At 50.4% G+C, this 22,802-nt stretch carries 25 protein-coding genes and 1 other RNA gene; 10 read left to right on the top strand and 16 right to left on the bottom strand.

What is annotated here, in order from left to right; translation table 11 throughout:
• Positions 1–9: 9 nt before the first annotated feature.
• Positions 10–1,167 (bottom strand): ADP-forming succinate--CoA ligase subunit beta, encoded by a 1,158-nt coding sequence (gene sucC / locus ACZ483_RS06235; protein WP_464323327.1) that lies wholly within the window; start codon positions 1,165–1,167, stop codon positions 10–12.
• Between the two features lie 47 nt (positions 1,168–1,214).
• A complete protein-coding gene (locus tag ACZ483_RS06240) occupies positions 1,215–1,700 on the bottom strand; it encodes a hypothetical protein (RefSeq protein ID WP_464323328.1) in 486 nt (161 codons plus the stop codon).
• 76 nt (positions 1,701–1,776) lie between these two features.
• Between ACZ483_RS06240 and ACZ483_RS06245 the strand changes: the two genes are divergently transcribed.
• Together ACZ483_RS06245 and ACZ483_RS06250 are read left to right on the top strand one after the other, a co-directional pair.
• The gene (locus ACZ483_RS06245) at positions 1,777–2,154 is read left to right on the top strand and encodes a DUF1232 domain-containing protein (protein ID WP_464323329.1); all 378 of its coding nucleotides are present in this window, start codon (positions 1,777–1,779) and stop codon (positions 2,152–2,154) included.
• Position 2,155: 1 nt separating this feature from the next.
• Complete coding sequence (locus ACZ483_RS06250) at positions 2,156–3,130, top strand: ABC transporter permease (protein ID WP_464323330.1); 975 nt, start codon at positions 2,156–2,158, stop codon at positions 3,128–3,130.
• On the opposite strand, the gene ACZ483_RS06255 is transcribed toward ACZ483_RS06250, so the two are convergent.
• The 4 genes from ACZ483_RS06255 to ACZ483_RS06270 are packed head-to-tail and all read right to left on the bottom strand — an operon-like array spanning position 3,105 to position 6,498.
• The gene (locus ACZ483_RS06255) at positions 3,105–4,016 is read right to left on the bottom strand and encodes a multiheme c-type cytochrome (protein WP_464323331.1); all 912 of its coding nucleotides are present in this window, start codon (positions 4,014–4,016) and stop codon (positions 3,105–3,107) included. The two genes, ACZ483_RS06250 and ACZ483_RS06255, sit on opposite strands and share 26 nt — an antisense overlap.
• Entirely contained in the window at positions 4,013–4,843 is an 831-nt protein-coding gene (locus ACZ483_RS06260; protein WP_464323332.1) for a hypothetical protein, read from the bottom strand. The genes ACZ483_RS06255 and ACZ483_RS06260 overlap by 4 nt, the downstream gene beginning before the upstream one ends.
• Before the next feature lie 22 nt (positions 4,844–4,865).
• Entirely contained in the window at positions 4,866–5,834 is a 969-nt protein-coding gene (locus tag ACZ483_RS06265) for a sensor histidine kinase (RefSeq protein ID WP_464323333.1), read from the bottom strand.
• Entirely contained in the window at positions 5,827–6,498 is a 672-nt protein-coding gene (locus ACZ483_RS06270) for a response regulator transcription factor (protein ID WP_464323334.1), read from the bottom strand. The genes ACZ483_RS06265 and ACZ483_RS06270 overlap by 8 nt, the downstream gene beginning before the upstream one ends.
• A gap of 95 nt (positions 6,499–6,593) precedes the next feature.
• Between ACZ483_RS06270 and ACZ483_RS06275 the strand changes: the two genes are divergently transcribed.
• Positions 6,594–7,109 carry a cytochrome P460 family protein gene (locus ACZ483_RS06275; RefSeq protein WP_464323335.1) on the top strand — a complete coding sequence of 172 codons (516 nt, stop codon included), beginning with the start codon at positions 6,594–6,596 and terminating at the stop codon, positions 7,107–7,109.
• Here the strand turns inward: ACZ483_RS06275 and dut are convergent, their stop codons facing one another.
• From dut to ACZ483_RS06295, 4 genes are read right to left on the bottom strand one after another with little or no spacing between them, the layout of a single operon-like run.
• Positions 7,110–7,553, bottom strand: a complete 444-nt coding sequence (dut, locus tag ACZ483_RS06280) for a dUTP diphosphatase (protein WP_464325137.1) — start codon at positions 7,551–7,553, stop codon at positions 7,110–7,112. It lies immediately after the preceding gene.
• Between the two features lie 2 nt (positions 7,554–7,555).
• Positions 7,556–9,877, bottom strand: coding sequence for a polyribonucleotide nucleotidyltransferase (locus ACZ483_RS06285; RefSeq protein WP_464323336.1), 2,322 nt, complete (start codon positions 9,875–9,877; stop codon positions 7,556–7,558).
• Between the two features lies 1 nt (position 9,878).
• Entirely contained in the window at positions 9,879–10,151 is a 273-nt protein-coding gene (gene rpsO, locus ACZ483_RS06290) for a 30S ribosomal protein S15 (protein ID WP_464323337.1), read from the bottom strand.
• 48 nt (positions 10,152–10,199) lie between these two features.
• Positions 10,200–10,442: a tetratricopeptide repeat protein gene (locus ACZ483_RS06295; protein ID WP_464323338.1), complete on the bottom strand. Its 243-nt coding sequence runs from the start codon at positions 10,440–10,442 to the stop codon at positions 10,200–10,202.
• A gap of 10 nt (positions 10,443–10,452) precedes the next feature.
• Between ACZ483_RS06295 and bioF the strand changes: the two genes are divergently transcribed.
• From bioF to ACZ483_RS06320, 5 genes are all read left to right on the top strand, one after another.
• On the top strand, positions 10,453–11,574 hold the full coding sequence (gene bioF / locus ACZ483_RS06300; protein WP_464323339.1) for an 8-amino-7-oxononanoate synthase: 1,122 nt from the start codon (positions 10,453–10,455) through the stop codon (positions 11,572–11,574).
• Between the two features lie 32 nt (positions 11,575–11,606).
• Positions 11,607–11,953: a transfer-messenger RNA gene (gene ssrA / locus ACZ483_RS06305) on the top strand.
• Between the two features lie 22 nt (positions 11,954–11,975).
• Positions 11,976–12,983 (top strand): GGDEF domain-containing protein, encoded by a 1,008-nt coding sequence (locus tag ACZ483_RS06310; protein ID WP_464323340.1) that lies wholly within the window; start codon positions 11,976–11,978, stop codon positions 12,981–12,983.
• A gap of 3 nt (positions 12,984–12,986) precedes the next feature.
• Positions 12,987–14,657 carry a dihydroxy-acid dehydratase gene (gene ilvD, locus ACZ483_RS06315; protein ID WP_464323341.1) on the top strand — a complete coding sequence of 557 codons (1,671 nt, stop codon included), beginning with the start codon at positions 12,987–12,989 and terminating at the stop codon, positions 14,655–14,657.
• Positions 14,657–15,784: a metallophosphoesterase gene (locus tag ACZ483_RS06320; RefSeq protein ID WP_464323342.1), complete on the top strand. Its 1,128-nt coding sequence runs from the start codon at positions 14,657–14,659 to the stop codon at positions 15,782–15,784. The genes ilvD and ACZ483_RS06320 overlap by 1 nt, the downstream gene beginning before the upstream one ends.
• Here ACZ483_RS06320 and ACZ483_RS06325 read toward each other — a convergent pair.
• Genes ACZ483_RS06325 through ACZ483_RS06335 form a run of 3 tightly spaced genes read right to left on the bottom strand, consistent with a single transcriptional unit; the run spans position 15,738 to position 18,219 of the window.
• Positions 15,738–15,959, bottom strand: coding sequence for a DUF167 domain-containing protein (locus ACZ483_RS06325; RefSeq protein ID WP_464323343.1), 222 nt, complete (start codon positions 15,957–15,959; stop codon positions 15,738–15,740). The two genes, ACZ483_RS06320 and ACZ483_RS06325, sit on opposite strands and share 47 nt — an antisense overlap.
• On the bottom strand, positions 15,943–17,964 hold the full coding sequence (locus ACZ483_RS06330) for an EAL domain-containing protein (RefSeq protein WP_464323344.1): 2,022 nt from the start codon (positions 17,962–17,964) through the stop codon (positions 15,943–15,945). Before ACZ483_RS06330 ends, ACZ483_RS06325 begins: the two co-directional genes overlap by 17 nt.
• Positions 17,965–18,006: 42 nt before the next feature.
• Positions 18,007–18,219 (bottom strand): hypothetical protein, encoded by a 213-nt coding sequence (locus tag ACZ483_RS06335; RefSeq protein WP_464323345.1) that lies wholly within the window; start codon positions 18,217–18,219, stop codon positions 18,007–18,009.
• A gap of 19 nt (positions 18,220–18,238) precedes the next feature.
• Here ACZ483_RS06335 and ACZ483_RS06340 point away from each other — a divergent pair, with 19 nt between their 5' ends.
• Both ACZ483_RS06340 and ACZ483_RS06345 read left to right on the top strand, forming a co-directional pair.
• Complete coding sequence (locus ACZ483_RS06340) at positions 18,239–19,381, top strand: potassium channel family protein (protein WP_464323346.1); 1,143 nt, start codon at positions 18,239–18,241, stop codon at positions 19,379–19,381.
• Positions 19,378–19,719 (top strand): DUF6394 family protein, encoded by a 342-nt coding sequence (locus tag ACZ483_RS06345; RefSeq protein WP_464323347.1) that lies wholly within the window; start codon positions 19,378–19,380, stop codon positions 19,717–19,719. Before ACZ483_RS06340 ends, ACZ483_RS06345 begins: the two co-directional genes overlap by 4 nt.
• On the opposite strand, the gene flgL is transcribed toward ACZ483_RS06345, so the two are convergent.
• The 3 genes from flgL to ACZ483_RS06360 are packed head-to-tail and all read right to left on the bottom strand — an operon-like array spanning position 19,720 to position 22,775.
• Entirely contained in the window at positions 19,720–20,916 is a 1,197-nt protein-coding gene (gene flgL / locus ACZ483_RS06350; RefSeq protein ID WP_464323348.1) for a flagellar hook-associated protein FlgL, read from the bottom strand.
• An 8-nt stretch (positions 20,917–20,924) separates the two neighbouring features.
• A complete protein-coding gene (gene flgK / locus ACZ483_RS06355; RefSeq protein WP_464323349.1) occupies positions 20,925–22,517 on the bottom strand; it encodes a flagellar hook-associated protein FlgK in 1,593 nt (530 codons plus the stop codon).
• Positions 22,518–22,775, bottom strand: coding sequence for a hypothetical protein (locus ACZ483_RS06360; RefSeq protein ID WP_464323350.1), 258 nt, complete (start codon positions 22,773–22,775; stop codon positions 22,518–22,520).
• Positions 22,776–22,802 lie beyond the last annotated feature (27 nt).

Below are 22,802 nucleotides of genomic sequence, written 5' to 3' on the forward strand. Positions count from 1 at the left end.
CAGACCTCCTCAGCTTGCTTTTTGGGCTAACTCTACCGCCTTCCTCGCCCCGTCCCACATGTCTTCGGCGTTTATGAAGTTCATTCCCGACTCGGCAAGGATCTTCTTGCCCTCCTCCACGTTAGTCCCTTCCATCCTGACAACTATGGGGACCTTAAGCTCTACCATCTTACCCGCCTCTACGAGTCCCTGGGCAAGTCTGTCACATCTGAGTATCCCACCGAAGATGTTTATGAAAACAGCTCTGACGTCCTCGTCCGCCATAAGTATCCTGAAGGCGTTGGCTATCTGCTCTACGTTCGCTCCACCACCGACGTCAAGGAAGTTCGCCGGCTCTCCTCCCGCGAGCTTGATAATGTCCATGGTAGCCATGGCGAGACCCGCGCCGTTCACCATACAGCCTATGTTCCCGGAGAGCTTTATGTAGTTGAGCCCGTACTTCTTTGCTTCCACCTCGAGGGGGGAGATCTGGGTCTCGTCCTCCATCTCCTCTATGTCCTTGTGTCTGAAGAGGGAGTTATCGTCTACCTCCAACTTGGCGTCTAAGGCTATTACGTTCCCCTCCTTGTCAAGAACCAAGGGGTTTATCTCCACGAGTGAGGCGTCGAGATCGGTGTATATTCTGTAAAGGGTCAGAGCCATCTTGGAGAAATCCTTGACCGGTAGTCCGAGCTTGAAGGCGAGCTTGCGAGCCTGATAGGGCATGAGTCCGAGTTCGGGGTCTATCTCCTCTATGATTATCGCCTCCGGGTTCTCCTTGGCTATCTCCTCTATCTCCATACCTCCCGCCGCGGAAGCCATGAGAACAGGCTTGGATCTCGCCCTATCTAAGGTTATCGAAAGATAGAACTCTTTATCTATGTTGGTAGCCCTCTCTATCCACACCCTGTTCACGGGCTTCCCGTCAGGGCACTGGAAGGTCTTGAGAACCTTTCCGAGCATTCCCTCTACAGCCTTCTCTAACTCCTCCATACTCTTTACTATCTTCACACCTCCAGCCTTCCCCCTTCCGCCGCAGTGAATCTGAGCCTTCACCACGAGGGGAAAGCTACCGAGCTCCTCAGCGACCTGCTTAGCTTCCTTGAGAGTGAAAGCGACCTTCCCTTCTGGGACGGGGAGACCGTACTTGGCAAAAATCTCCTTCGCCTGATGTTCATGCAGTTTCATCAGACTACCTCCGGGTTAAAACGGCGTTTGTTTAATTTTATCAGGATTTACTGGATCAGGTAATCGAAGTCCACCCTCTTGGTCCTCCCGTCCTCGCGGATTATTACGGCAATGTGATAGAGCCCCTTGTCGGACATATCGAACCAGCCGCCGTAGTTGTCGCCATACTGGTGGGGATACTTCGTGAGCTTCTTCCTCACAGCCCTGAAGATCGGTGATCTGACCTCAGCTTCCACTTTAAAGTTGGAAAGGTACTTCACCTGTCCGTTCTCCTCTTTCCACAGGCTTACAGCGATGTGATGAGTGTCCTTATTACCCGGTTCACCGTGGTGTTTGATAAGCAGGTTGTAGGCTCTTGGGAAGGACCTCTTGAGTTCGGATATGGAGGTCACCCCTATACTTACATAGTAATCTCCTACCTTCTTGGTGAGCGGTGTTGGTACCAGAACTCCCGTTTCCGAAAGGGAAAAGCCAAAGGTTAGAAGAAAAAACAAAAACCCCCTGACAAGTCCCGAAAGGATTTTCTCTCTCATGTCACTTCCCTCCTTTTATCTCACACCTTTAATTATAGGTTCTAAGCCGTAAAACGGGCATGATATAATTTCAGCCATGGGTTTGGAGAACAAGCTCAGGAAGTATAAAACTTACGAGAATCTCAACAACTTAGAGCGATTGAAAGCGGAGTTTAAAAAGAAGCTCGACAAGGTTCCCCCAACGATGGAATACCTCAGAAACCTGATCTTAGACGTGAAGCTCCTTTACAGGATACTCATAGATCCTGATTTTAAGCTGAAGGACAGCGCGAGGGAGGACTTCATAGCAGCTCTGTGGTACTTCATAGACACAAAGGACGGAATACCCGACTGGATACCTATGGTCGGGTACTGGGACGATTACAGACTGGTGAAATACGTAAAGGAAAAGCATAAGGAGGAAATAGAGAGGTACTTTGAGGAAACCAAGTTCTTCATAGCCAACTACTTCTAATATGATCAGGTTTATCCTCCTCAGGATCCTTCAGGCGATCCCCACTATCGTAGGAGTAACCTTCCTCTCCTTCGTGATAATAAAACTCGCCCCTGGAGACTTCTTAGATCAGCTGAAGCTGAATCCCCAGATCTCCCCCGAGACCATAGAGAGGCTTAAAAAGCTCTACGGACTGGATCAGCCCCTCCTTATCCAGTACCTTAAATGGCTTAAGTCCGCCCTCGTCTTTGATCTCGGATACTCTTTCCAGTATCACGCTCCCGTCGTAGAGTTGATAGCGGAAAGGATACCAAACACCTTACTCTTATCTGTGAGTTCCGCCCTGATAGCTTGGCTCTTGGCTATCCCCCTCGGTATGATAGCCGCCTTCAACGAAGGTAAGAAGATAGACAAACTGATACAGGCTTACGCCTACTCCTTCATGTCCATACCGAGCTTCTTCTTAGCTTTTATCTTCCTCTTTGTAGCGAGTAAAACGGGCTGGTTCCCCATAGGAGGTGTTCAGAGCCCCGATTTCGAGAGGCTCAGCCTCTTCGAAAAGATACTCGACGTTCTGCACCATCTATTCATCCCCGCCATGACCTTGGCTCTCGTCTCCCTTGCGGGTCTTACGAGGCTCGTCAGGAGCGCAGTTCTTGAAGTGCTCAAGAGCCCTATGGTTGTTATGCTCAAAGCCAAGGGAGTTCCCCGAAGGGTGGTTGTCAAGCACGTTCTGAAGAACGCCATGAACCCCTTTACGACCCTGCTGGGATACGAGATAGCGAGCCTTATCTCCGGTGCCGCTCTGATAGAGATAATAACCGGCTGGCCCGGGATGGGGATGCTCATGCTTGACGCGGTTCTATCTCAGGATCTCTTCCTCGTCATGGGAGGACTCTACATAGGGACGATAATGCTCATCGTGGGCAACCTGATAGCGGATCTCCTTTTAGCTTGGATAGATCCGAGGGTCAGGGAGAGGGAGTTTGCAAAGTAACCTCCTTTATAAGCTCCCTTTCCTTACTCCAGGCGAGCCTCCTAAGGATCTTGACCTTAACCTCTTCTACTTCACCCCCCGGCAGGTTGATGTATCTCGGTTTTTTATACTCTAAGGCTGTCTTCGACTGGGGGGAGAGGAGCTTTCTGATGGTCCTCTTCCTCCCGTTCCTGAACTTCACTTCGGCTATCACGTATAGCTTGGGATCTCCCTGATCGGCTGTGGGTAGGTTGTGGGGAACACCAACGTTGGTGAGGACGAGTTTGCCCTCTTCTAATTTCACCTCAAGATCTTCGGGCTTAGCTTTCAGGGAAGGGAATTTGTGAGAGGTTCTCGGCTTGGCAAGATGAAAGAGATAGAAGGGGAACTTCTGTATGAGGTCCTTCTTACCGAGGCTCGGCATGTGGCACTCCTGACAGCTCCTCTGAACCTTTGCGGTTTTCCACTCTTTGTAGGTCTCCTGATGACAGCCGGCGCAGAAGTTGGATCTCAGATAGCTGAGATCCTGTTTGGAAGGATGGGGAGGAGACCATACCTTAAGAGGTCCGTGCATGGCTTCCGTTTCTTCTTTGAAGTGGCAAGCTACACAGCTCACCCCGTCCTCCCTGAACTCCGCCCTGAGAACAGGTTTTTTTTCGGGATACACCTGATGGGGGGCATGACAGGGGAGGCACTTGAGCTTTCCGTAGTTCTCCGACTCGATGCGGAAGTTCTCGCTCGTCCAAGCGTGGAAGTGCCTGCTCTCCTTCCACTCGTTGTATATCTCCGTGTGGCAGTCGGAGCACCTCTTGGCGGGGGGTCTCTGGAGGAGATCCTCCTCTACAAACACGGTCTCGAACCTCTCACACCCCGCCAGCAGGAGAGCCAGCAGGAGGAGAGGTATCACTTCTTAAACGCCTCCTGAACCTTGGCGGGTATGAGGTGAACGTTGTGGCACTTGGTACAGCTCATGCCTATCGGATTGAGAGCCTCCAAAACCTCTTCGGTCTTGAATTTATCGGAGGAAAGGAGCTCCTCTATCTTCGCCAGGGCACCTTCGAACTCCTTGCCCACTATAATCTCCTCTGAGAGCTTGTTTGTGTGGCACTTGGAGCACATGGATCTGAGTTGGCGTGCCCTCTCCACGAAGTTGGTCCCCGCCTCCTGAGCCTTCTCCCTGTCCCCCTGCATAAGGTATATCCTCAGAGCCTTCATAGAGTTGGTTACCTTCTCCATGTATTTGGGAACCTCGTACTCCATGAACTCCACGGGATCCTCTATCTTTATCTCCTCAAAGGAGGGGAAACGATATACGAGCTTAACCGCTATCTCGTTGTCCTGATGACACTTGGCGCAGGTCTGACCGAGCTTCTTGGACGCCTCTATCACCTTATCCACGTTCTTGGAGCTCACCGCTTTGACGAGCCCGTCGGCGAGCTCGGGCTTGAAGTAGTTTTTCCATTCGGGAACCATCTTGGAGGTCTTGACGTAGGTGTCCCTCAATCTCTTTGCCCACTCTAAAGCCTTTTCCCAGTTGTCCTCGTTCACGTTCAGGTTTATCCCGTAAAAGGACGTGCTCATAAGATGCATGTTAGAGAGGAACTCAAACTTCTTAGAGGCAGGCGGATAATACTTCTTTAAAGACTCCGGCGGTTTTTTGAGTATTATCTTGTCGGCGGAAAGGGCTACGCCAGTCAGCAGAAGTCCGGAGAGAAAGATCTTTAATCCCCTCATGGCTCTCACCTCCCAAAGATAATTATATGCTCCGAGCCTTTTTGAAAAAGAGCCTCACGGAAGTTCCCTTCTCGGAAGTTTCTATCTCAATCCTTCCGCCGTTCTTCCAGGTGAGTTCTCTGACTATGTAGAGTCCGAGGCTACCCCTCCTGTAAGCCTCCTGAAGTCGCGGTGTGGAGATGCCTTCCCCCGTATCCTCAAAGGACACAACCACCCTGTCTTCCTCCGGAAGAACCCTGACCCTAACCTCCCCCGTTTTTGTGTTCTTGTAAGCGTTCTCTAAAAGGTTGTTCACTATCTCCTCAAGATCCTGAAGTGGTATCTCAACAATCGGCTCCCCCTCACACTTGAAGCTAAACCCTATCCCTTTCTTTTCAAACCTAACCCTCCAGATGTCCTCCACATCTCGGAGGAACTCGCACAGGTTCACCCTCTCAGGCTCCAACCGCCTGCTTATCTTCCTCACACTTGAGAGGGCTTCCTCCAACAGACTCTCCATCCTCTCGGTCTCCTTTATCAGCTTCCTGAGGTAAGATCTTCTCTCCTCCTCACCTATCAGATCCTCCTCCATTGCCGAGAGAACGTTCCTCAGGTTCGTGATGGGAGTCCTGAGATCGTGGGCTATCCTGTAGAGCATGAACCTCTGAGCCTCCATCATCTCCCTTATCCTCCCCGACTGGAGGGAGATCGTTTCGGCGAGCTCGTCTATCTCCGCTATCCTGCTCCCCGGTATGTCCTCGGTAAAGGGAAGTTCCTTCACCGCCTTGGAGAGCCTGCTCAGGTCCCTGCTCACGAGCTTTGAGAGAAGGTAAGCGATCAGGATGTAGAGGGGAACGAAGGAGATTATAGAGAGGACGATCTTCGTAAACATCTTCTTCCCTATCGGGACGCCGATTATCTTGACGGTGAAGAAGGCTACGAGGGAGGCTACCACGAGGTAGGTCAGGAAGAGGGCGGTAAAGCAAACCGTAAGGAAGGAGACCCTACTCAAAGCGATAGCCGAACCCCCTTACCGTCTTTATCCTCCGAGCCTCCGAAGGATCCACCTCCATGACCTTTACCCTTATCCTGTAAACGTAGGTGTCCACTATCCTCTCGTAGCTCGGAACGTCCCCGTCGTAGATCTCCTCAACCAGCTCCTCCCGACTGACCACCTTTCCCCTCTTGGAGAGTAGCTTCCTGAGTATGAGGAACTCCTTCGGAGTTAAATCAAGGAGCTTTCCCTTCAGGTATATCCTCATCTCGTCGTTTCTGACCTCAAAGCCTCCTACCCTCAGAACCTCACCCGAAGAGAGCTTCTCCTTCCTCCTCAGGAGAGCCTTCACACGGGCTATCAATTCCCTCATGTTGAAGGGCTTGGTAACGTAGTCGTCCGCACCCAGCTCTAAACCGACTATCTTATCCTCGTCCGCATCGCGGGCGGTCAGGACTATAACGAGGGCGCTCTCCGAGAACTCCCTGCAGAGCTCAAAGCCGTCCACGTCCGGGAGCATGAGGTCAAGGATCACAAGGTCAGGATTGTAGAGTCTGAAGCTCTCCCTCGCTCTCCTTCCCTCCGAGTCCCAGAGAACCCTAAAGCCTTCCCTCTCAAGGTAGCGCCTCACCATGTCCGCTATTAGGGGATCGTCCTCAACTATCAATATCTTTCCCCTCATCACCACTAATTTTGAACTCCGTTCAAGGAGAGTTCAAGAAAAATTCAAGTTCGGGAAGTAACTTCCTTTAAAACTTCAGGAAGGGAGGTAAGGCGATGAAGAGGATCCTCATAGCAGGTGCGATGGCGAGCGTAGCCTTTGCAAGCGACTGGGATCTGGAGGCTCCTACGGGACTGAAGTTTGGAGTTATAAAGGGCTACGAGAACTGGCACGTGGTAGCGACCCACTACAGGACCGACAAGAACGAACTCAGGTACATAATAGGAAACGACGTGGCGGTAAAGGCTTACAGGAGCGGGATACCCCTCAACGGGAAGGAGTTCCCCGACGGATCTATACTCGTCAAGATAGGATACAGCCTGAAGAAGAATCCCGCCTTCGAGGCTTCCGTTGAACCCGACGTTATTCAGAGAGTCGAGTTCATGATAAAGGACTCCAAGAGGTTCAAGGACACAGGAGGATGGGGCTTCGCGAGGTTCGTCTACGACTCCAAGAAGGGAAAGTACAAGGTCTTCGGCAAGAGCGCCAAGGATTACATGCAGTGCTTTTCCTGCCACAAGCTTGTAGAGAAGAAGGACTTCGTTTTTACCGACTACGTGAGGAGGAAGTGATCACTTAACCCCCGTGCTACCGAAGCCACCCTCTCCCCTCGCGGTGGCGCTTACCTCCTCCACCTCCACGAGCTCCACCCTGCTAACGGGAGCTATTATCAGTTGAGCAATCCTCTCCCCCCTCTCTATGACCACCTCCTCCTGACCGAGGTTTATGAGTATAACCTTGACCTCCCCTCTGTAGTCGGAGTCTATCGTCCCCGGAGAGTTGAGAACGGTTATACCCTTCTTTATCGCGAGTCCGCTCCTCGGTCTTACCTGTCCTTCATAACCTTCTGGAATTTCAAAGATAAAACCCGTAGGAATTAGAGCTCTCTCCATCGGTTTCAGAACCACGGGCTCGTCAACGGCGGCTCTCAGATCCAGACCGGCGGAGTGGGGAGTGGCGTAAGAGGGAAGTTCTATCCCCTCCCCGTGGGGGAGTCTCTTCACCCTTACCCTTATCCTCATTCCACCCTGTCCGTCAGCTTCGGTCTTCCCCTCTCGTCAAGCTCAAAGACCTTGACCTTTACGCTCTGTCCGACCCTGTAAACGTCCCTCGCGTCCCTGACCCTCCTCCTCATGTTGTCCACGTGAAGGAGTCCAACCTTACCGGGGAGTATCTCAACGAAGGCTCCGTAGGGCTCAACCCTCGTAACCTTGCCCTCGTAAACTTTGCCTACCTCCACCTTCTGCTCAGGAGGAGCCTGCTCTCCGTCTATACCCATGGTGGTGAACTTGGGTCTTCCCATCTCGTCCACTTCAAGAACCTTTACCTTCACGACGTCCCCCACGCTATACTTCTCACCCGCGTGCTTGATAGGTTGCGCCATCTTGGAAACGTGGAGGAGTCCTATCTTACCGGGGAGTATCTCTATGAAGACCCCGTAAGGCTCAACCCTCGTAACCTTACCCTCATAAACCTCTCCCACCTCCACGTCCTTTATGAGGTTCTCTATCATCTCAATAGCCTTCTGGATAGCCTCGTCGGAGTATCCCGTCAGATAGACCCTTCCCTCCTCTCCTACCCAGACCTTCACCTCCGTTTCTTCATAGATCTTCTTCACGTTGGCACCACCCGGACCGATTATGAGCGGTCCCTTCTCTTCGGGCACTCTGTATATAACTATCCTCGGGGCGTAGGGGGAGAGCTCCTTCCTCGGTTCCGGTATGGCTTCGTACATCTTGTTGAGTATATAGAGCCTCCCTTCCCTCGCCTGCTTTAGGGCGGTCTCCATTATCTCTCTCGTTATCCCTTTAACCTTTATGTCCATCTGTATGCTCGTAACGCCATCTCTCGTTCCCGCAACCTTGAAGTCCATATCCCCCAGATGATCCTCATCTCCGAGTATGTCCGAGAGGATAACGTATCTGTCCCCTTCAAGGATCAGTCCCATGGCTATTCCCGCCACGTGCTTTCCGCCCTTTACGGGAACTCCCGCATCAAAGAGGGCTAAGGATCCTCCGCACACCGTAGCCATGGAGGTGGATCCGTTGGACTCTAAGATGTCCGAAACGACCCTTATTATGTAGGGGAACTCGTCCTCATCGGGTATGACCGGCTCTAAGGCTCTCTCTGCCAAAGCTCCGTGTCCTATCTCCCTCCTCCTCGGAGGACCCCACGGGCGAGCCTCACCGCCCGAGAAGGGAGGGAAGTTGTAGTGGAGCATGAACCTCTTGAACACCTCTCCCTCCGCTATGGTCTCTATCATCTGAGCCTCATCGGGTGCACCGAGGGTAACGGTAACGTAAGCCTGAGTCTGTCCCCTCGTAAAGACGGCGCTCCCGTGAGGTCTCTCAAAGGGATGAACCTCAATACTTATAGGTCTTATCTCGTCGGGTCTCCTTCCGTCTATCCTGATACCTTCGTTCAGGATCTTCTCCCTCATCAGTCTGCTCTCAAGCTTCTTAAAGAAGTACTTAACGTTGAAGTGAAGGTCTTCCGGAACCTCGTGAGCCTCAAGGAACTCCTCCAAGATACTTTCGAGAGCCTTGTTCCTCTCCTTCTTGTCCTGTATGGAGAAGGCGGAGATTATCCTTTCGGAACACTCCTTTTCCAAGGTCTTCAAGAGTTCCTCGTCGAGAGATATACCTTCGAACTCAACCTTGGAAACTCCCACCTTTTCCCTGAGCCTCTCCTGAGCCTCTATAACCTCCCTTATAGCATCGAGTCCGAAGTAGAGGGCTTCCGTGATCACCTCCTCGGGAACCTCCTTGGCTCCCCCTTCCACCATTACGATGGCGTCTTTAGTTCCCGCCATCACGATCTCAAGGTCGGATTCCCTCCTCTCCTCGTAGGTGGGGTTGGCTATGAACTCTCCATCGATCCTACAGATCCTCACTCCCGCGATGGGTCCCTCGAAAGGTATCCTCGATATGTGGAGCGCCGCCGAAGCTCCGGTTATCGCAAGGACGTCGGGATCAAAGTTATCGTCCGCGGAGAGGGTCAGGGCGGTTATCACGACGTCGTGGAAGAAGCCTTCCGGGAACAGGGGTCTTATGGGTCTGTCTATTACCCGCGCGGCTAAGATCTCCCTCTCGGTGGGCTTACCTTCCCTCTTTATGAAGCCTCCAGGGATCCTTCCGTAGGCGGAAGGTCTCTCCCTGTAATCTACTGTCAGAGGGGTGAAGTCTATCTCGGTGTTGGGCTCATCGGACATCACCGCGGTGACGAGAACCGCGGTTCCCCCCTGCCTTACAACAACTGCTCCGTCCGCCTGCTTTGCGTACTTGCCTACCTCTATTACTATCGGCTCTCTGCTATTTCCTATCCTCGCTACCTCTTCCATATCACTTTACCTGTAGCCCGAGTTTCTGGGAGATCTCAATGTATCTCTGATAGTCGGTTTCTCTGAGATACTCTAAAAGCTTCCTTCTCTTGTTCACCATAGCTATCAGTCCTCTTCTCGAGTGGATGTCCTTCTTGTGCTTCTTCATGTGCTCGGTCAGCCTGTTTATCCTCTCGGTCAGTATGGCTATCTGCACTTCGGGAGAACCGGTGTCTCCTTCGTGTCTCTGAAATCCCTTTATCAGTTCCCACTTCTTCTCCTTGGAAAGGGGCATTACGCAGACCTCCTTATCAAAAGTTGCAATTTATTATTATAACCTAATTTAAACTTCGTAGATCCTATCGAGGAGTTCCTTCGCCTTCTCTACGTCTATATCCTTGAGTCTCTTGTAAACCTCCCTCGCGTTGTCTATCCTCCCTATCCTCACGTAGGCGACACCGAGCTTGAAGAGAAGCTCAGGATCTTCCGGCTTGTTCTCAAGCTCCTTTTTAAGATCTTCTATATACTTCTCCAAAAGACCCTCTCCCATCTTACTGAAGACACCCCGGTAGTTCTTTCCCAGCATAATTAAGATTATGGACTGGATAAGGGAGATACTCCATGATTTAGGGAATAAAAACCTCTACAGGAGGAGAATTCTAAGGGAAGGTCTTAAGGACTTCTGCTCCAACGATTACTTAGGATTGAGGGATCACCCGGAGGTAATAAAAGCCTCCAAGAGGGCTTTGGAGGAGTACGGGCTCGGTTCCGGGGCGTCCCAATTAGTTTCTGGTTACACGAAGTATCACAAAGAACTCGAAAGCAAGCTCGCCGAGTTCAAGGGAACTCCCTATTGCGTCCTCTTCGGATCGGGGTACCTTGCCAACGTGGGGACGATACCGGTTCTGGCTGGAGAGGGAGACCTCATCCTGAGCGACGAACTCAACCACGCCTCCCTGATCGACGGATGCAGGATGTCAAAGGCTAAGAGGATAGTTTTCAAACACAGGGACTATGAGCATCTCGAAGAAGTGCTTAAGAAAGAGAGGGACAGGTTCAAAAAAGTTCTCATAGTTACCGACAGCGTCTTCAGTATGGACGGAGACGTGGCGGATATGAAAGCACTCTACGATATAGCGGAAAGATACGACTGTCTGCTTTACGTAGACGACGCCCACTCCACGGGAACGATAGGGGAAGGGAAGGGTAGCCTTAAGGAGTTCGGTCTGGAGTGGAGAGAGAACGTTATCATCATGGGGACACTATCTAAAGCCTTGGGGAGCTACGGAGCCTTCGTGTGTGGGAGCAAGGATCTAATAGAACTCCTCGTAAACAAGGCGAGGAGTCTGATATTTACCACCTCTCTTCCCCCTGCCCTCTGCGCGGGGGCTATGAAGAGTTTGGAGATAATAGAGGAAAACCCCGACATGGTGAGAAAACTGAGAAAGATGGCAGAAGAGATTTATCTCAACTTAAAGGACCTTCCCTTTGAAGTTAGATTTCACAAAACTCCCATAATTCCTGTAATCGTTGGAGACGAAGGCAGAGCTTATCAGATTGCGCAAAAACTCTTAGAGAGGAGTATCTTCCTTCAGGCTATAAGGTACCCAACCGTTCCCAAGGGGAAGGCAAGGCTGAGGCTCACGGTAAGTCTGAGATACTCCGATGAAGGTTTAAAAGAACTCTTCGAGGCTCTGAGATCCTTGACCGCTTCATAGATTTGAACTAAATTTAGTTATTGGCTTTGGAAGGGGGCGACTGGTTTCGACGGGGTCTGGTGGTCCCCGGGGAGCAGGCAGGGTGGCAACCTTAACAGCCGCTCGAAACACTTCCCGAAGCTGAAGTCGCTCTCGCTGCCTAATTAAAAGGCAGCGCGCCTCAGGGAGGTGTGCCTCTGGCCGACCTGAAGGCGTCAGACGACAGAGGCTGGGAAGCTCCGACGCACGGTGAGGGGCTTCCGAGATCTGAGCCCGTGCTCCCCTCGGGAAGCCTGCCCGTGGGCGACCTGAGGGCAGAAGCAAACACGGGCTAAGCCTGTAGAGCCCCGGATCGGGCCACCGTCCTCGGACGCGGGTTCGATTCCCGCCGCCTCCACCAAAAGAAGGCACCGAGATAATCTATGGAAAACTCCCAGTTAGCCCCCTATAGAAGCAGATTTATACACACCTTTTCCCTCGTAGGGATAACCTTTACCTTTGTATTCGGTGTTCTCCAACACCTCTTCGCAGGTAATTACAGATATGCTCTGTTTGAAGCGGTTTTGATTTCCTTAGCCGCCCTCAATCTCCTCTACTATCATCGTAAGAAGAACTACAACCTTGCCTCTAACGTCATTCTAACTCTTGTAGTTACGGTGCTTTCCTTTCTGGTAATCACCGGAGGTGTCGAGGGCACTGGGATATACTGGATATATACGTTTCCACTGCTATCCTTCTTCATGAAGCCACCGCGCATAGCTATTCTGTGGAACGTCCTCCTTGTCGGTAGTATTCTGTCTATACATCTTTTGAAGCATACAGGATTAGTTCCGTCTCCTTATGACTGGGCGCATATAAGACAATCCTTGGGAGCGTATGGAGCCGTTTTCCTACTATCCATGTTTTACAGCACGATCCTCGGAAGGCTTATACACTCTCTCAAAGAAAAAGCAGTCATAGACACGCTCACAGGTCTCCACAATAGGGCTTTTGTCTTCGACGTTTTAAACAAGATGACCGCCCTTGCGGAGAGGGGTAACACAAGCTTCTGTGTTGTTTACATGGATTTAGATAACTTTAAAAGGGTAAACGACCTATACGGGCATTCAGAGGGAGACATAGTTCTCAAGAGCGTAGCCCACCTTCTTAAAAAGCGTTTTAGAAAGAGCGACGTTGTGGGTAGAATAGGCGGCGATGAGTTTCTAATAATAGTCCACAACTGCACAAGCGATGGCATTCAAAGGAGATTGGAGGAGGTGAGGAAGGACGTGGAAACATATCTGGGAGCGTACAACATCTCCATAAGCTACGGAGTGGTTGAAGTTCCCGAAGAGGGTTTGAATGTGAGTGAAATACTGAAGCTCGCAGACGAAAGGATGTATCTTATGAAGAAATCCAAGAAAGGGGCTAAATTAAATCCACGGAGGTAAGAGATGGGATACAGGAGCGACGTTATAAAGAAAGGTTTGGAGAGAGCTCCCCACAGGGCGCTTTTGAGAGCCTGTGGCCTTTCGGAAGAAGACTTCGATAAGCCCCTCATAGGCATAGCTAACTCATACATAGATATAATCCCGGGACACGTCCACCTTAGGGAGTTCGTGGAACCCATAAAGGAGGAGGTGAGAAAAGTTGGGGGTGTCCCCATAGAGTTCAACGTAATAGGTGTGGACGACGGAATAGCGATGGGGCACTACGGGATGCACTACTCCCTTCCATCAAGGGAGTTGATAGCGGACTCCATAGAGACGGTGGTGAACGCCCACCAGCTCGATGCCCTCATATGCATACCCAACTGCGACAAGATAGTTCCCGGAATGCTTATGGGGGCGATGAGGGTCAACGTCCCCACCATATTCATAAGTGGTGGACCTATGCTCGCCGGGGAGCACGAGGGGAAGAAGATAGATCTGATCTCGGTGTTTGAGGGAATAGGGCAGTTAAGGAGCGGTCAGATAACGGAGAAGGAGCTCCAGGTTATAGAACAGAACGCCTGTCCCACCTGTGGGAGCTGTGCGGGAATGTTCACCGCAAACTCGATGAACTGCTTAACCGAGGTTCTTGGTTTGGCTCTTCCGGGGAACGGAACAATCTTGGCTATAGACCCCAGAAGGGAGCTCCTCGCGAGGGAAGCGGCGAGGAAGATAATGGAACTCTTGGAGAAGGACATAAAGGCGAGGGACATACTCACCGAGGAGGCTATAGACGACGCCTTCACCGTGGACATCGCCATGGGAGGCTCTTCCAACACCATACTCCACCTTCTCGCCATAGCGAGGGAGGCCGGGATAGAGTATGACCTCAGAAAGATAAACGAGATATCCAAAAGAACTCCGACCGTATGCAAGATAGCCCCCGCCTCCCACTACCACATTGAGGACTTAGACAAGGTGGGCGGTATCCCGACCATAATCAGGGAACTCTCCAAGAGGGAGGGGCTCCTACACCTTGACAGACCGACGGTAAGCGGCAAGACGCTAAGAGAGATAGCACAGGAGGCTAAAGATGCGGACGGAGAGGTGGTAAGACCTATAGATAATCCTTACTCTGAGGACGGAGGGATAGCCATACTCTTCGGAAACCTCGCCCCAGAGGGTTCGGTAGTGAAGACCGCCGGCGTTGTGGAGAACATGCTGAAGTTCAGAGGGAAGGCAATCTGCTTTGACTCCGAAGAAGAAGCTATAGATGGAATCTTGGGAGGAAAGGTGAAGCCCGGACACGTTGTCGTCATAAGATATGAGGGACCCAAGGGCGGACCGGGTATGAGGGAGATGCTCTCGCCCACCTCGGCGATAGTTGGTATGGGTCTCGGGGACAAGGTGGCTTTAATCACAGATGGGAGATTTTCAGGAGGAACGAGGGGAGCCTGCATAGGACATGTATCTCCCGAAGCCGCTGAGGGAGGACCCATAGGCGTGGTTCAGGACGGAGACGAGATACTGATAGATATACCTAACAGGAGGCTTGAACTCCTCATATCCGAGGAGGAACTCAAGAGGAGGCTCGAGAACTTCAAACCCAAGCGTAAGGAGATACCGAGTTCTTGGCTCAGGAGGTATGCAAAGCTCGTTACCAACGCCTCCAAGGGGGCTATTCTCCAAGCCTGATGCGCTTCTTCGTTCCCCTCTTCCTCCTCTTCTACTCCTTCGTGCACTACTACGCTTACAAAAAGGTGAACCAGGTTCTCGAATTGTCTGCAGGCACTAAGGTGCTTACGGTTCTGCTCTTTACCCTAACCACTCTCTCACCAGTCCTCTACAGGACTTTAGACAAGAGTGGTTATACGGATGTTTCAAGGCCCTTAGCTTTCTTCAGTTTGTTTTGGATGGGCTTTATCATCTACTTTTTCTTAGTCGGTATCATGGTAGACATATACCGGAGGTTCGGCTCTCCCTCACAGAGAAGCGCCTTCTTTATAACCCTTGTTCTATCAATACTCCTGAGCGCTTACAGCCATGCCGAAACTCATTTTCTACAGGTTTACAGGTTTACGATAGAAACCCCTAAATTACCACCGGGAAAGGAAGTAAAGGTTCTCCATATCTCGGATCTACACCTTGGACCGGTGATGGGGGAGGACAGGATAGAGATGGTGATGAGAACCTACGAAAGAGAGAAGCCAGACCTTGTGGTGGCTACGGGAGACATTGTGGACGGGAACATGAGGAACTCCGAGAAGCTGGCTCTCATGCTCGCCCGTATGAACCCACCTTTGGGAAAATTTGCCGTCCTCGGAAACCACGAGTTTTATGCAGGTCTCGAACAGGCGGTCGAGTTTTTAGAAAGAGCTGACTTTAAGGTTCTGAGAGGTGAGGTTGCCACCGTGGGCGGTCTTTTGAACATAGCGGGGGTGGACGATCCGGATGGAGAAAGGCTCGGATACAAAATCTTCATCGATGAGCTTGAGGTATTAAGAAGGATCGATAGCGCGAAATACACTGTTCTCATAAAACACAGACCAGAAGTTAAAAAAGAAGCCCTCCCTTACATAGATCTGGTTCTCGCAGGGCACACCCACGGAGGTGTTCTCTTTTTCGTCGGCTACACCGTCCTCAGAATCCTCTTCGAGACAGACAGGGGCATGAAGGAGCTCTCACCGGGAAAGTACATCATCGTCAGTAAGGGAGTGGGAACGGGAGGACCACCGATGAGACTCCTATCACCTCCTGACGTGGTGGTTATAACCCTCAGAGGGAAATCTCAACCACTTTCTCCCTCGCCCTCTCGCCTTTGAGTATCCTCACCCTGCTCTTGCTTACGCCGTAATGCTTTGCGAGAAGCTCTATGACCCGCTCGTTAGCTTTCCCTCTTTCGGGAGGTGCGCTTACCCTGACTTCAAGTTTGTTCTTCGAGATCTCCTTAACACCTTCCCTTTTGGAGCCGGGCTTTACCTTAACTATGATTATCACGGCTGGTCTTCACCCAAGCCAAGAGTTCGTGGATCGTCATGGGCTTGGCTATGTAGTAACCTTGGCAGTAATCAACCCCTAAGGAGCGGACGGCGTTCAGTTCCTCTTGGTTCTCTATGAACTCCGCTATGGTCTTAACGTTGAGCTTCTTGCTCAGGGCGGAGATGATATCAACCACCTTCTCGGTGGCCTTGGAGTTGAGGATGTTCCTTATGAGGGAGCCGTCTATCTTGAGAACCTTCAGAACCTCCCTCTCCGCAAGGTCGGCAACCAGTTTAAGGGAGGAGTATCCCGTTCCGAAGTCGTCAACCGCAACCGCCACGTTCCCCGCTTCGGCAATCCTGAACACTGCCTCCGTGTTCTCAAGGAGTTGCTGTTCCGTGAGTTCAATGGTCAGGCTCGTGCTTTTGAAGCTCCTTATAAAGGAGCACAGACGTTCAAGGTAGGCGTCGGACACGAGGGATTTTGAGCTGACGTTAACGTAAAGATTTCCCAAGATAGATAGCTTATCTTCATACTCGGACAACTTGTCTAATATCCGTCCATCAAGCTTTTCAACAAGTTCAAGCTCGTAGATCAGGTCTATGAAGAGTCCGGCGGGGATGAGCTTGTCCCCGTCCCTCAGCCTTGCGAGGACCTCCGCTCCTACAACTCTGCTCGTATCTTCTGCGTCCACTATGGGGTGGAAGACGAGCTCAACCTCTCCCTCCTCTATCTTGCTCTTTACCTTCTCAACGTTCCTGTACTTCTCGTTTATCCATGTCATTATCTCCTGACGTTTTTCCCTACCGATAGATATCACTCTATGCTTGCTTACCTTCTTAGCCTCTTCCTTCAAGTAGGAGAGGATATCCCTCAGCTCGCTCTCAACAAGCTCAACGAAGGGTTCAAGTTCAAGGGTCGCCACTATTATGGACACTGGGATCTTGACACCTTCGCGTTCAAAGGTAAAGTGCAGTTCCTCCGCTATCCTGTTGGATAACTCCTTCATCTCCTCCTCTGTGTAGTTCATGTTGAACATGTAAAAGTTGGCGGTTGTTCCTCTTATTACCAAGGTATTGCCCTCATCTCCCGCGATTACTTCCCGAAGCTTATCGGCAACCTTCTTAAGGAGCTCATCGCCGAACTCCTCGCCGTGGGTTCTGTTTATCTTCTTGAGTCCCATTACATCTATGAGGGAGACGTACTTATACCCCTCTTCCTTGGATAGTCCGTGGGCAAGCTTGAAGAAGTTACCTTCCGGATCCGAGTAAGCGAGGAAGTAAAGCTCGGATATGGTCTTTAAAAGCTTTGCGACCAACTCGGTGAGATCCTTAAAGACCCTGTAAGCCTGATAGAAAGCTCCCTTTGTGTAGAAGGCGTAGAAGCTGTTGGCGGTGTCGTGTATAAGGGTGTGGAGGTTGCGGATGTAGGTGCACATGTTGGCGTCCAAACACACGAATATAGACTCTGGATACTCAAGAACTTCCGAAAATTTGCACTCCTGAGCGGACATGAGGGGAAAATCAGAAAAGTCATCCTTCTCCGCGCACTCCGCTATCTTTAAAAACCACTCACGGTGAACCCTGTAAAGGAGCTTGTCGGAGAAGACCGAGTCTTTAAAGTTTCTCAGAACGCCAACATCCTTGCGAAGATAGATCTTCGCTATCTGGTTTACCAGATCCTCAAGGTGTCTCTTCATGCGGATCAGAAACTCCTGAGAGTACCCTTCCTCTATCAGTTTCTCCATGAGCTTGGTCTTTATCCTGTCTATGTTCCAAGCTATTACGGTGTAGGGAACGTCTATGCTCGTGTAGAGTTCTTCAAACCTTCCGGAGAAGTCCGTGGAACTGCTTTCCCAGTTCTCTATGTACTCGAAGAGGAGTTCCTTCTGTTGCTCCATGAGGGTGTTGAGCTTCTCTTCGGAGCCTACGAGGTTTCTGATGAACTCGTTCTCGGTGAGCTCCTTCCTGATCTCCTCAAACAGACTTTTCAGGTACTTCTGCACGCTTTGTATCTCCTCCATCAGGGAGTCTCCGGCGGTATGTTTTTATACTAAGTGTCATTTTCACTCTTCCGGGACTTCCCTCTCGGACTTGTAGATTATGGTGTAAACAACCGTGAAGCCGTCTATCCCGTGCTCCCTCGCGTGGGTAACCTTGACATCAACGACCTCTCCTCCCTCTTCGTAAATGGCATCGAGAGCTTCGTTGAGCTTCTCTGTGATCTCTGAAGTGGTCCCCTCCACATCTATCACGAGGGCGTTTATCTTCATGGGCATTATTTTATCATTTAAGGGAATGCCGAGGATAAAGGCGAAGTTGAAAAAGAGGATAAGAAGGCGGAAGAGGGAACCGCGACTTATAGAAGTATATGAGAGGAAGTTCATAGAAGCTCTTAAAGAGCTCAGATTACCCCTCCTTATGCTTCACGGTGCTATAACTGTGGGAACTATCGGCTACATGATCCTCTCCGGAGGAGACTTCATCAACTCCTTCTACATGACCATAATAACCATAGGGACGATAGGCTTCGGGGAGATCTCTCCGGGGAGTGACACTCTTTACGGTAGGATCTTTACCTCCTTCTTAGCCCTGATGGGAATAGGAGTCTTTACCACTTCCATAACTGTAATAGTCAGAATCTTCTTTAAGGAAGATATAATCAATCTCTACAGGGCTATAAAGATGCTGAAGGAGATCGAGGGACTGAAGGATCACTTCATAATCTGCGGTTACGATAAAACCTCTGCCTGGCTCGCCGACGCTCTTAAGAAGAGAAAGATAGAGTTCGTGATTATAGAGGACAGACCAGAGGCTCTCAAGTACCTGCACGAACACAACATAAAGTACTTCATAACCGAACAGCCTTATCGAAAGAACGTTTTAATATCTGCGGGAATAAAGAACGCCAAAGGTATGGTAGTAAACCTTAGAGATGATGCTCAGAACATAGCGGTTATAGTCACCGCAAGGCTCCTGAGACCCTCTAAGGAGGAGTTCTTCATCTACTCCTTCGCCTCCACAGACGGAACCGCTCAGAAGCTCGAGGAACTGGGCGCGAACAGGGCTCTCGTTCCTGACAAGCTCTTGGCTACGAGACTCGCCGCCTACATATTCCATGCGGGTTCCGCCTTCATATCTGATCTCTTTGATAGAATCGCCTTCGGCGAGGAAACGGACATAGATATACTTGAGCTCAAAGTGGGTCCCGGATCCCCACTCGTGGGCAAGAAGCTGAAGGAGATAGATCTGAGGGGTGTTCTTAAGGTCACGATAATAGCAATAAAGAAACCCGATGGATACTTGGACGTTACTGTTACGGGGGAAACGACCATAGAGGAGGAAGACACCCTGATAATCTTCGGTCATCCCAAGAACTTAAGGAAGGCTCAGAAGGTTCTACTTGAAGAAGCCCACAGGCTCTTAGAGGGGGTGAAATGAGATACAAGAAGATTGTTACCGACTTCTTCATTCTCATGGCTCTCACAACAAACATAAGCTTTATAGTCAGTCCAAACCCTTACGAGCTCGTTATCGTTGTTGCCACGAACCTCGCAGCAACCATACTCAAGATAGGGGAAGGAAGAGTCCTGTCCACGGAGATGTTAGCCTCGAGTCTCGTTGCGGATCTGCACCTCATCCCCGCACTCTTCATCTTCTTCCTCGGAGATCATAACGAGGCGGTCGGTCTGGCTCTTGGAGCCTTGGCTGCAAACGTCATATCGGTGATAATCTCTATAATAGAAACGATCCTGAGTGCCTTCACCGAGGAAGAGTGATCAGATATACTTGAGTATCGTGAGGTCCCTCGTATCTGCAACTATCTTCATAAGGGCTTCGTAGGCAAGTCTGTATCTCGTGTACTCCATTATGCTCTCGGAGAGGTTTACCTCTTCGTTGTCCGACTTCTGCTTCTTGAGGACATCCATCCTGTTTTCTTGGGGTTCTTGAATCGCTCTCACCTGCGATAAAACGCTACCCGACTCAGATCTCTCATAGACGATCTTTTCGTAACTCCTCTGAACTGAGGCGAGATCCGAATCATCGGGAGAGAGCCCAGCTTTAAGCTTGTCCTTTATCCTGTTAACTATCCGAAATACCGAGAGCTGGTTAAAGTCTCCGAGCTCTTCAGAGGGACTTGCAGCGTTCGCATAGGATACGGTTATCTCTTGGCCCGCCTCGCTGGGCACTAGCCTGAGGGTATAGGTTCCATCCTCCTTTTGATGGACAAAAGCCTGAAATTCGCCTCCCGATGCGGAGTTTATAGCGTTGGCGAGCTCGTTCAGTGTGCTGGGAGCTGAGGTAGAGGTATCGTTATCGTAGGTTATAGAGTAAGTGTTCCCTTTGTAGTCTATGACCAGCTCTGCCGACCCGTCACCTCCTATGGAAAGCGTGTCATCCGGGGAGCTGTAGCTAACGTCAAGTTCGAGAACGTTGGTGGTAAAGACCCTGTCCCCGGGCTGGAAGACCTCCGCAAAGCTATCCTCACCCATCTGCACGCTGAACACTTCCTGTGAACCGAGGTAATTGAAGTTATCGTCAAAGGGCTTCGTTGTGAGAGCCGTGCCTGAAAATATGTAGTTTTCACCCACCTTCTCGTTAGCCATGTTGAGCAGGAAGGAGAGAGCATCCTCAAACTCCTTACCCATACTCGCGAGGGCATCCGGTGTGTGTATCTGGTTTTTTGCCTGAGCTGTCTTGGTGTAAAGTTCCTTCAGCCTGTCCGAGATCTTACCCAAGGTGAAATCTATGTATGTCAGGTTCACGTCGGCGAACAGCCTGTTTTTAGAAAACTGGGAGAGCTGAGCTATGTCTTTCTTTAGGTTCATGACGTTAAAGGTGGCGGGCGGATCGTCAGATAAGTCGTGTATTCTCTTACCGGTAGATATCTCTATGGTCTTACGGATGAGTTCACGCTTTATTCTTTCGTCCTGAAATTGAAAGATCGAGTAGACCAGGTTGTCGGGTACCTTCATGGCTCACCTCACATGTTCAGAGTTGTCTGTAAAAGCTCGTCTATGGTAGAAACTATCCTCGCCACCGCCTCGTAATTCCTTTGTATCTTCATTATCTCCATGAACTCCTTATCTATGGATACACCCTGCATCTCCTGAAGCTTCCTGTCTAAAGATTCGAGAAGGGCGGACTCTATCCTGAGCTTGTCCTTAACGTCAGCCTGCGTGTTGGAAATATCGTTCACAAGGTCGTTGGCGAGATCTGTGGTGTCCTCCCACCAGGTGTTAGCAAATCCGCTGAAGGTATCGGTAAGCGAAAAGTCGAGGTCGTTAAGATCGCTCCTGAGGGTGGATAAGGGTCTTATGTCAGACAATCCCGTTCCTTCAAAGACAGGAGACATTTTGAACTCGTAGAAGTTCCCCCCCGAATCGCTTACAGAGTAGTTCGTATTCGAATTCTCTATTTTGATGGTGTAGGTCCCATCGGGATTGTTCACCACGGTGGCGGAGAAGCCCGCACCGGTGAGCGCTGGGTCGGAGTTTATGGCACTGGCGAGGTCGTTCAGGGAGAGGGAACCGTAATTACTAATTGTTGCAAGAGCGGTGGGGGGTGAGGTGGAGTTGTCATAGAATGTGAGATCTCCGTTCAGCCCGTACGTGCTGAGGGGCTGGGTGGGATCACTCACGTTGTTCATCAAATACCACGCCCCGCCGTTCCTTCTCGGTATCTTGACGTTCATTATCAGGTAGTCAGCTACGCCCTCAAGCTTGTCCTTAAACCTCTGAATATCTGCCCTTGCATCCAAGAGAGCCTTTACCTTGCCAGACTCCACTACGTTAGTAATGTCAACGGTGTTCCCGCTGTTGGATTTCCAGTAAAGTCTTCCTCCGCTGTACTCGAGTTGCCAGTAACTGTCTTGAAAATCAACGAGAGCAAAGCCCTTGGAAGTCATCACCTTGACCCTTCCGATTTCGTCCTGCTGAACGTTTAGATTTATGAGTTCGGAGAGTTCCCTAAGATACTTATCCCTTTCGTCCAAAAGGTTCTTGTAGTCCTTTCCTCTCGCGTAAGTTTGAGCGTAAAGTATGGTTATATCCCTGTTGATGACGTACAGCTTCCTTGTAAGCTCGTTTATTCTCGTTACCGTATCTCTGAGGTTGAAGTCTATGCTTTCATCAAGCCTGTCGAGATCCTTAGTCTTGTTCCTGAAAAAGTCGGCAAGGCTCTTGGCGGAGTTGTAAAGTTCGTTCTTTGCTCCCTCGTTCGTGGGATCCTTCATCAGGTCCAAATAGGCTTGAAAGAATCTGTTAGTGTAATCGCTTATTCCTGTTCCTTCAAACAGCTCCTGAAAAATACCCTCTACATTGGAGAGGGCTCCGCTCCTCTCTTCGAGATACCTAACAAGGGAGAGCTTGGAATTTCTCAAATTCACGTAATAGATGTTCTGGTCTCTTCTTACATCCTCAAAGTTTATTCCCGCCGGTGTAAAGCTGTTTACTACAGGGTTCTCCTCCACGTAATCGGGATTGTTGGCGTTTATTATGTTTCTATTACGTATATCGAGCGACTTCCTGTAAACCTCTAAGGCTTGGGATATTATGCCGAAGGAGGATCCGAACATTTACACCCTCCTCGAAAAAAGACCACCCTGACTCCTTTCAAGAATGGGTTTAAGTCCGCCGGCTATTATCGAGAGGTTTCTCATCAGGAGCTTTCTAACCTCCTCGAAGTCCTCTATAACATCTCTCAGCTCTTCAGGTTTCGCCCTTTTCATAAGCTCATAGAGTTCCTTGAACTCTTCTTCGAGCCCTTCCGCTTTGAAGGGATCGAGTAACTTTTCCCTTATATCCTGTACTTTTCTTCTCAGGTCTTCCTTCATCGCTATAATATTTCGGCAACTTCCGAT

It is taken from the genome of Hydrogenivirga okinawensis, assembly GCF_055385515.1.

Coding starts and splice junctions, on each gene's coding strand:
- sucC (WP_464323327.1), bottom strand. CDS start 1,167: ATGAAACTGCATGAACATCAGGCGAAGGAGATTTTTGCCAAGTACGGT.
- ACZ483_RS06240 (WP_464323328.1), bottom strand. CDS start 1,700: ATGAGAGAGAAAATCCTTTCGGGACTTGTCAGGGGGTTTTTGTTTTTT.
- ACZ483_RS06245 (WP_464323329.1), top strand. CDS start 1,777: ATGGGTTTGGAGAACAAGCTCAGGAAGTATAAAACTTACGAGAATCTC.
- ACZ483_RS06250 (WP_464323330.1), top strand. CDS start 2,156: ATGATCAGGTTTATCCTCCTCAGGATCCTTCAGGCGATCCCCACTATC.
- ACZ483_RS06260 (WP_464323332.1), bottom strand. CDS start 4,843: ATGAGGGGATTAAAGATCTTTCTCTCCGGACTTCTGCTGACTGGCGTA.
- ACZ483_RS06270 (WP_464323334.1), bottom strand. CDS start 6,498: ATGAGGGGAAAGATATTGATAGTTGAGGACGATCCCCTAATAGCGGAC.
- ACZ483_RS06275 (WP_464323335.1), top strand. CDS start 6,594: ATGAAGAGGATCCTCATAGCAGGTGCGATGGCGAGCGTAGCCTTTGCA.
- ACZ483_RS06285 (WP_464323336.1), bottom strand. CDS start 9,877: ATGGAAGAGGTAGCGAGGATAGGAAATAGCAGAGAGCCGATAGTAATA.
- rpsO (WP_464323337.1), bottom strand. CDS start 10,151: ATGCCCCTTTCCAAGGAGAAGAAGTGGGAACTGATAAAGGGATTTCAG.
- ACZ483_RS06295 (WP_464323338.1), bottom strand. CDS start 10,442: ATGCTGGGAAAGAACTACCGGGGTGTCTTCAGTAAGATGGGAGAGGGT.
- bioF (WP_464323339.1), top strand. CDS start 10,453: ATGGACTGGATAAGGGAGATACTCCATGATTTAGGGAATAAAAACCTC.
- ACZ483_RS06310 (WP_464323340.1), top strand. CDS start 11,976: ATGGAAAACTCCCAGTTAGCCCCCTATAGAAGCAGATTTATACACACC.
- ilvD (WP_464323341.1), top strand. CDS start 12,987: ATGGGATACAGGAGCGACGTTATAAAGAAAGGTTTGGAGAGAGCTCCC.
- ACZ483_RS06320 (WP_464323342.1), top strand. CDS start 14,657: ATGCGCTTCTTCGTTCCCCTCTTCCTCCTCTTCTACTCCTTCGTGCAC.
- ACZ483_RS06330 (WP_464323344.1), bottom strand. CDS start 17,964: ATGGAGGAGATACAAAGCGTGCAGAAGTACCTGAAAAGTCTGTTTGAG.
- ACZ483_RS06335 (WP_464323345.1), bottom strand. CDS start 18,219: ATGCCCATGAAGATAAACGCCCTCGTGATAGATGTGGAGGGGACCACT.
- ACZ483_RS06340 (WP_464323346.1), top strand. CDS start 18,239: ATGCCGAGGATAAAGGCGAAGTTGAAAAAGAGGATAAGAAGGCGGAAG.
- ACZ483_RS06345 (WP_464323347.1), top strand. CDS start 19,378: ATGAGATACAAGAAGATTGTTACCGACTTCTTCATTCTCATGGCTCTC.
- flgL (WP_464323348.1), bottom strand. CDS start 20,916: ATGAAGGTACCCGACAACCTGGTCTACTCGATCTTTCAATTTCAGGAC.
- flgK (WP_464323349.1), bottom strand. CDS start 22,517: ATGTTCGGATCCTCCTTCGGCATAATATCCCAAGCCTTAGAGGTTTAC.
- ACZ483_RS06360 (WP_464323350.1), bottom strand. CDS start 22,775: ATGAAGGAAGACCTGAGAAGAAAAGTACAGGATATAAGGGAAAAGTTA.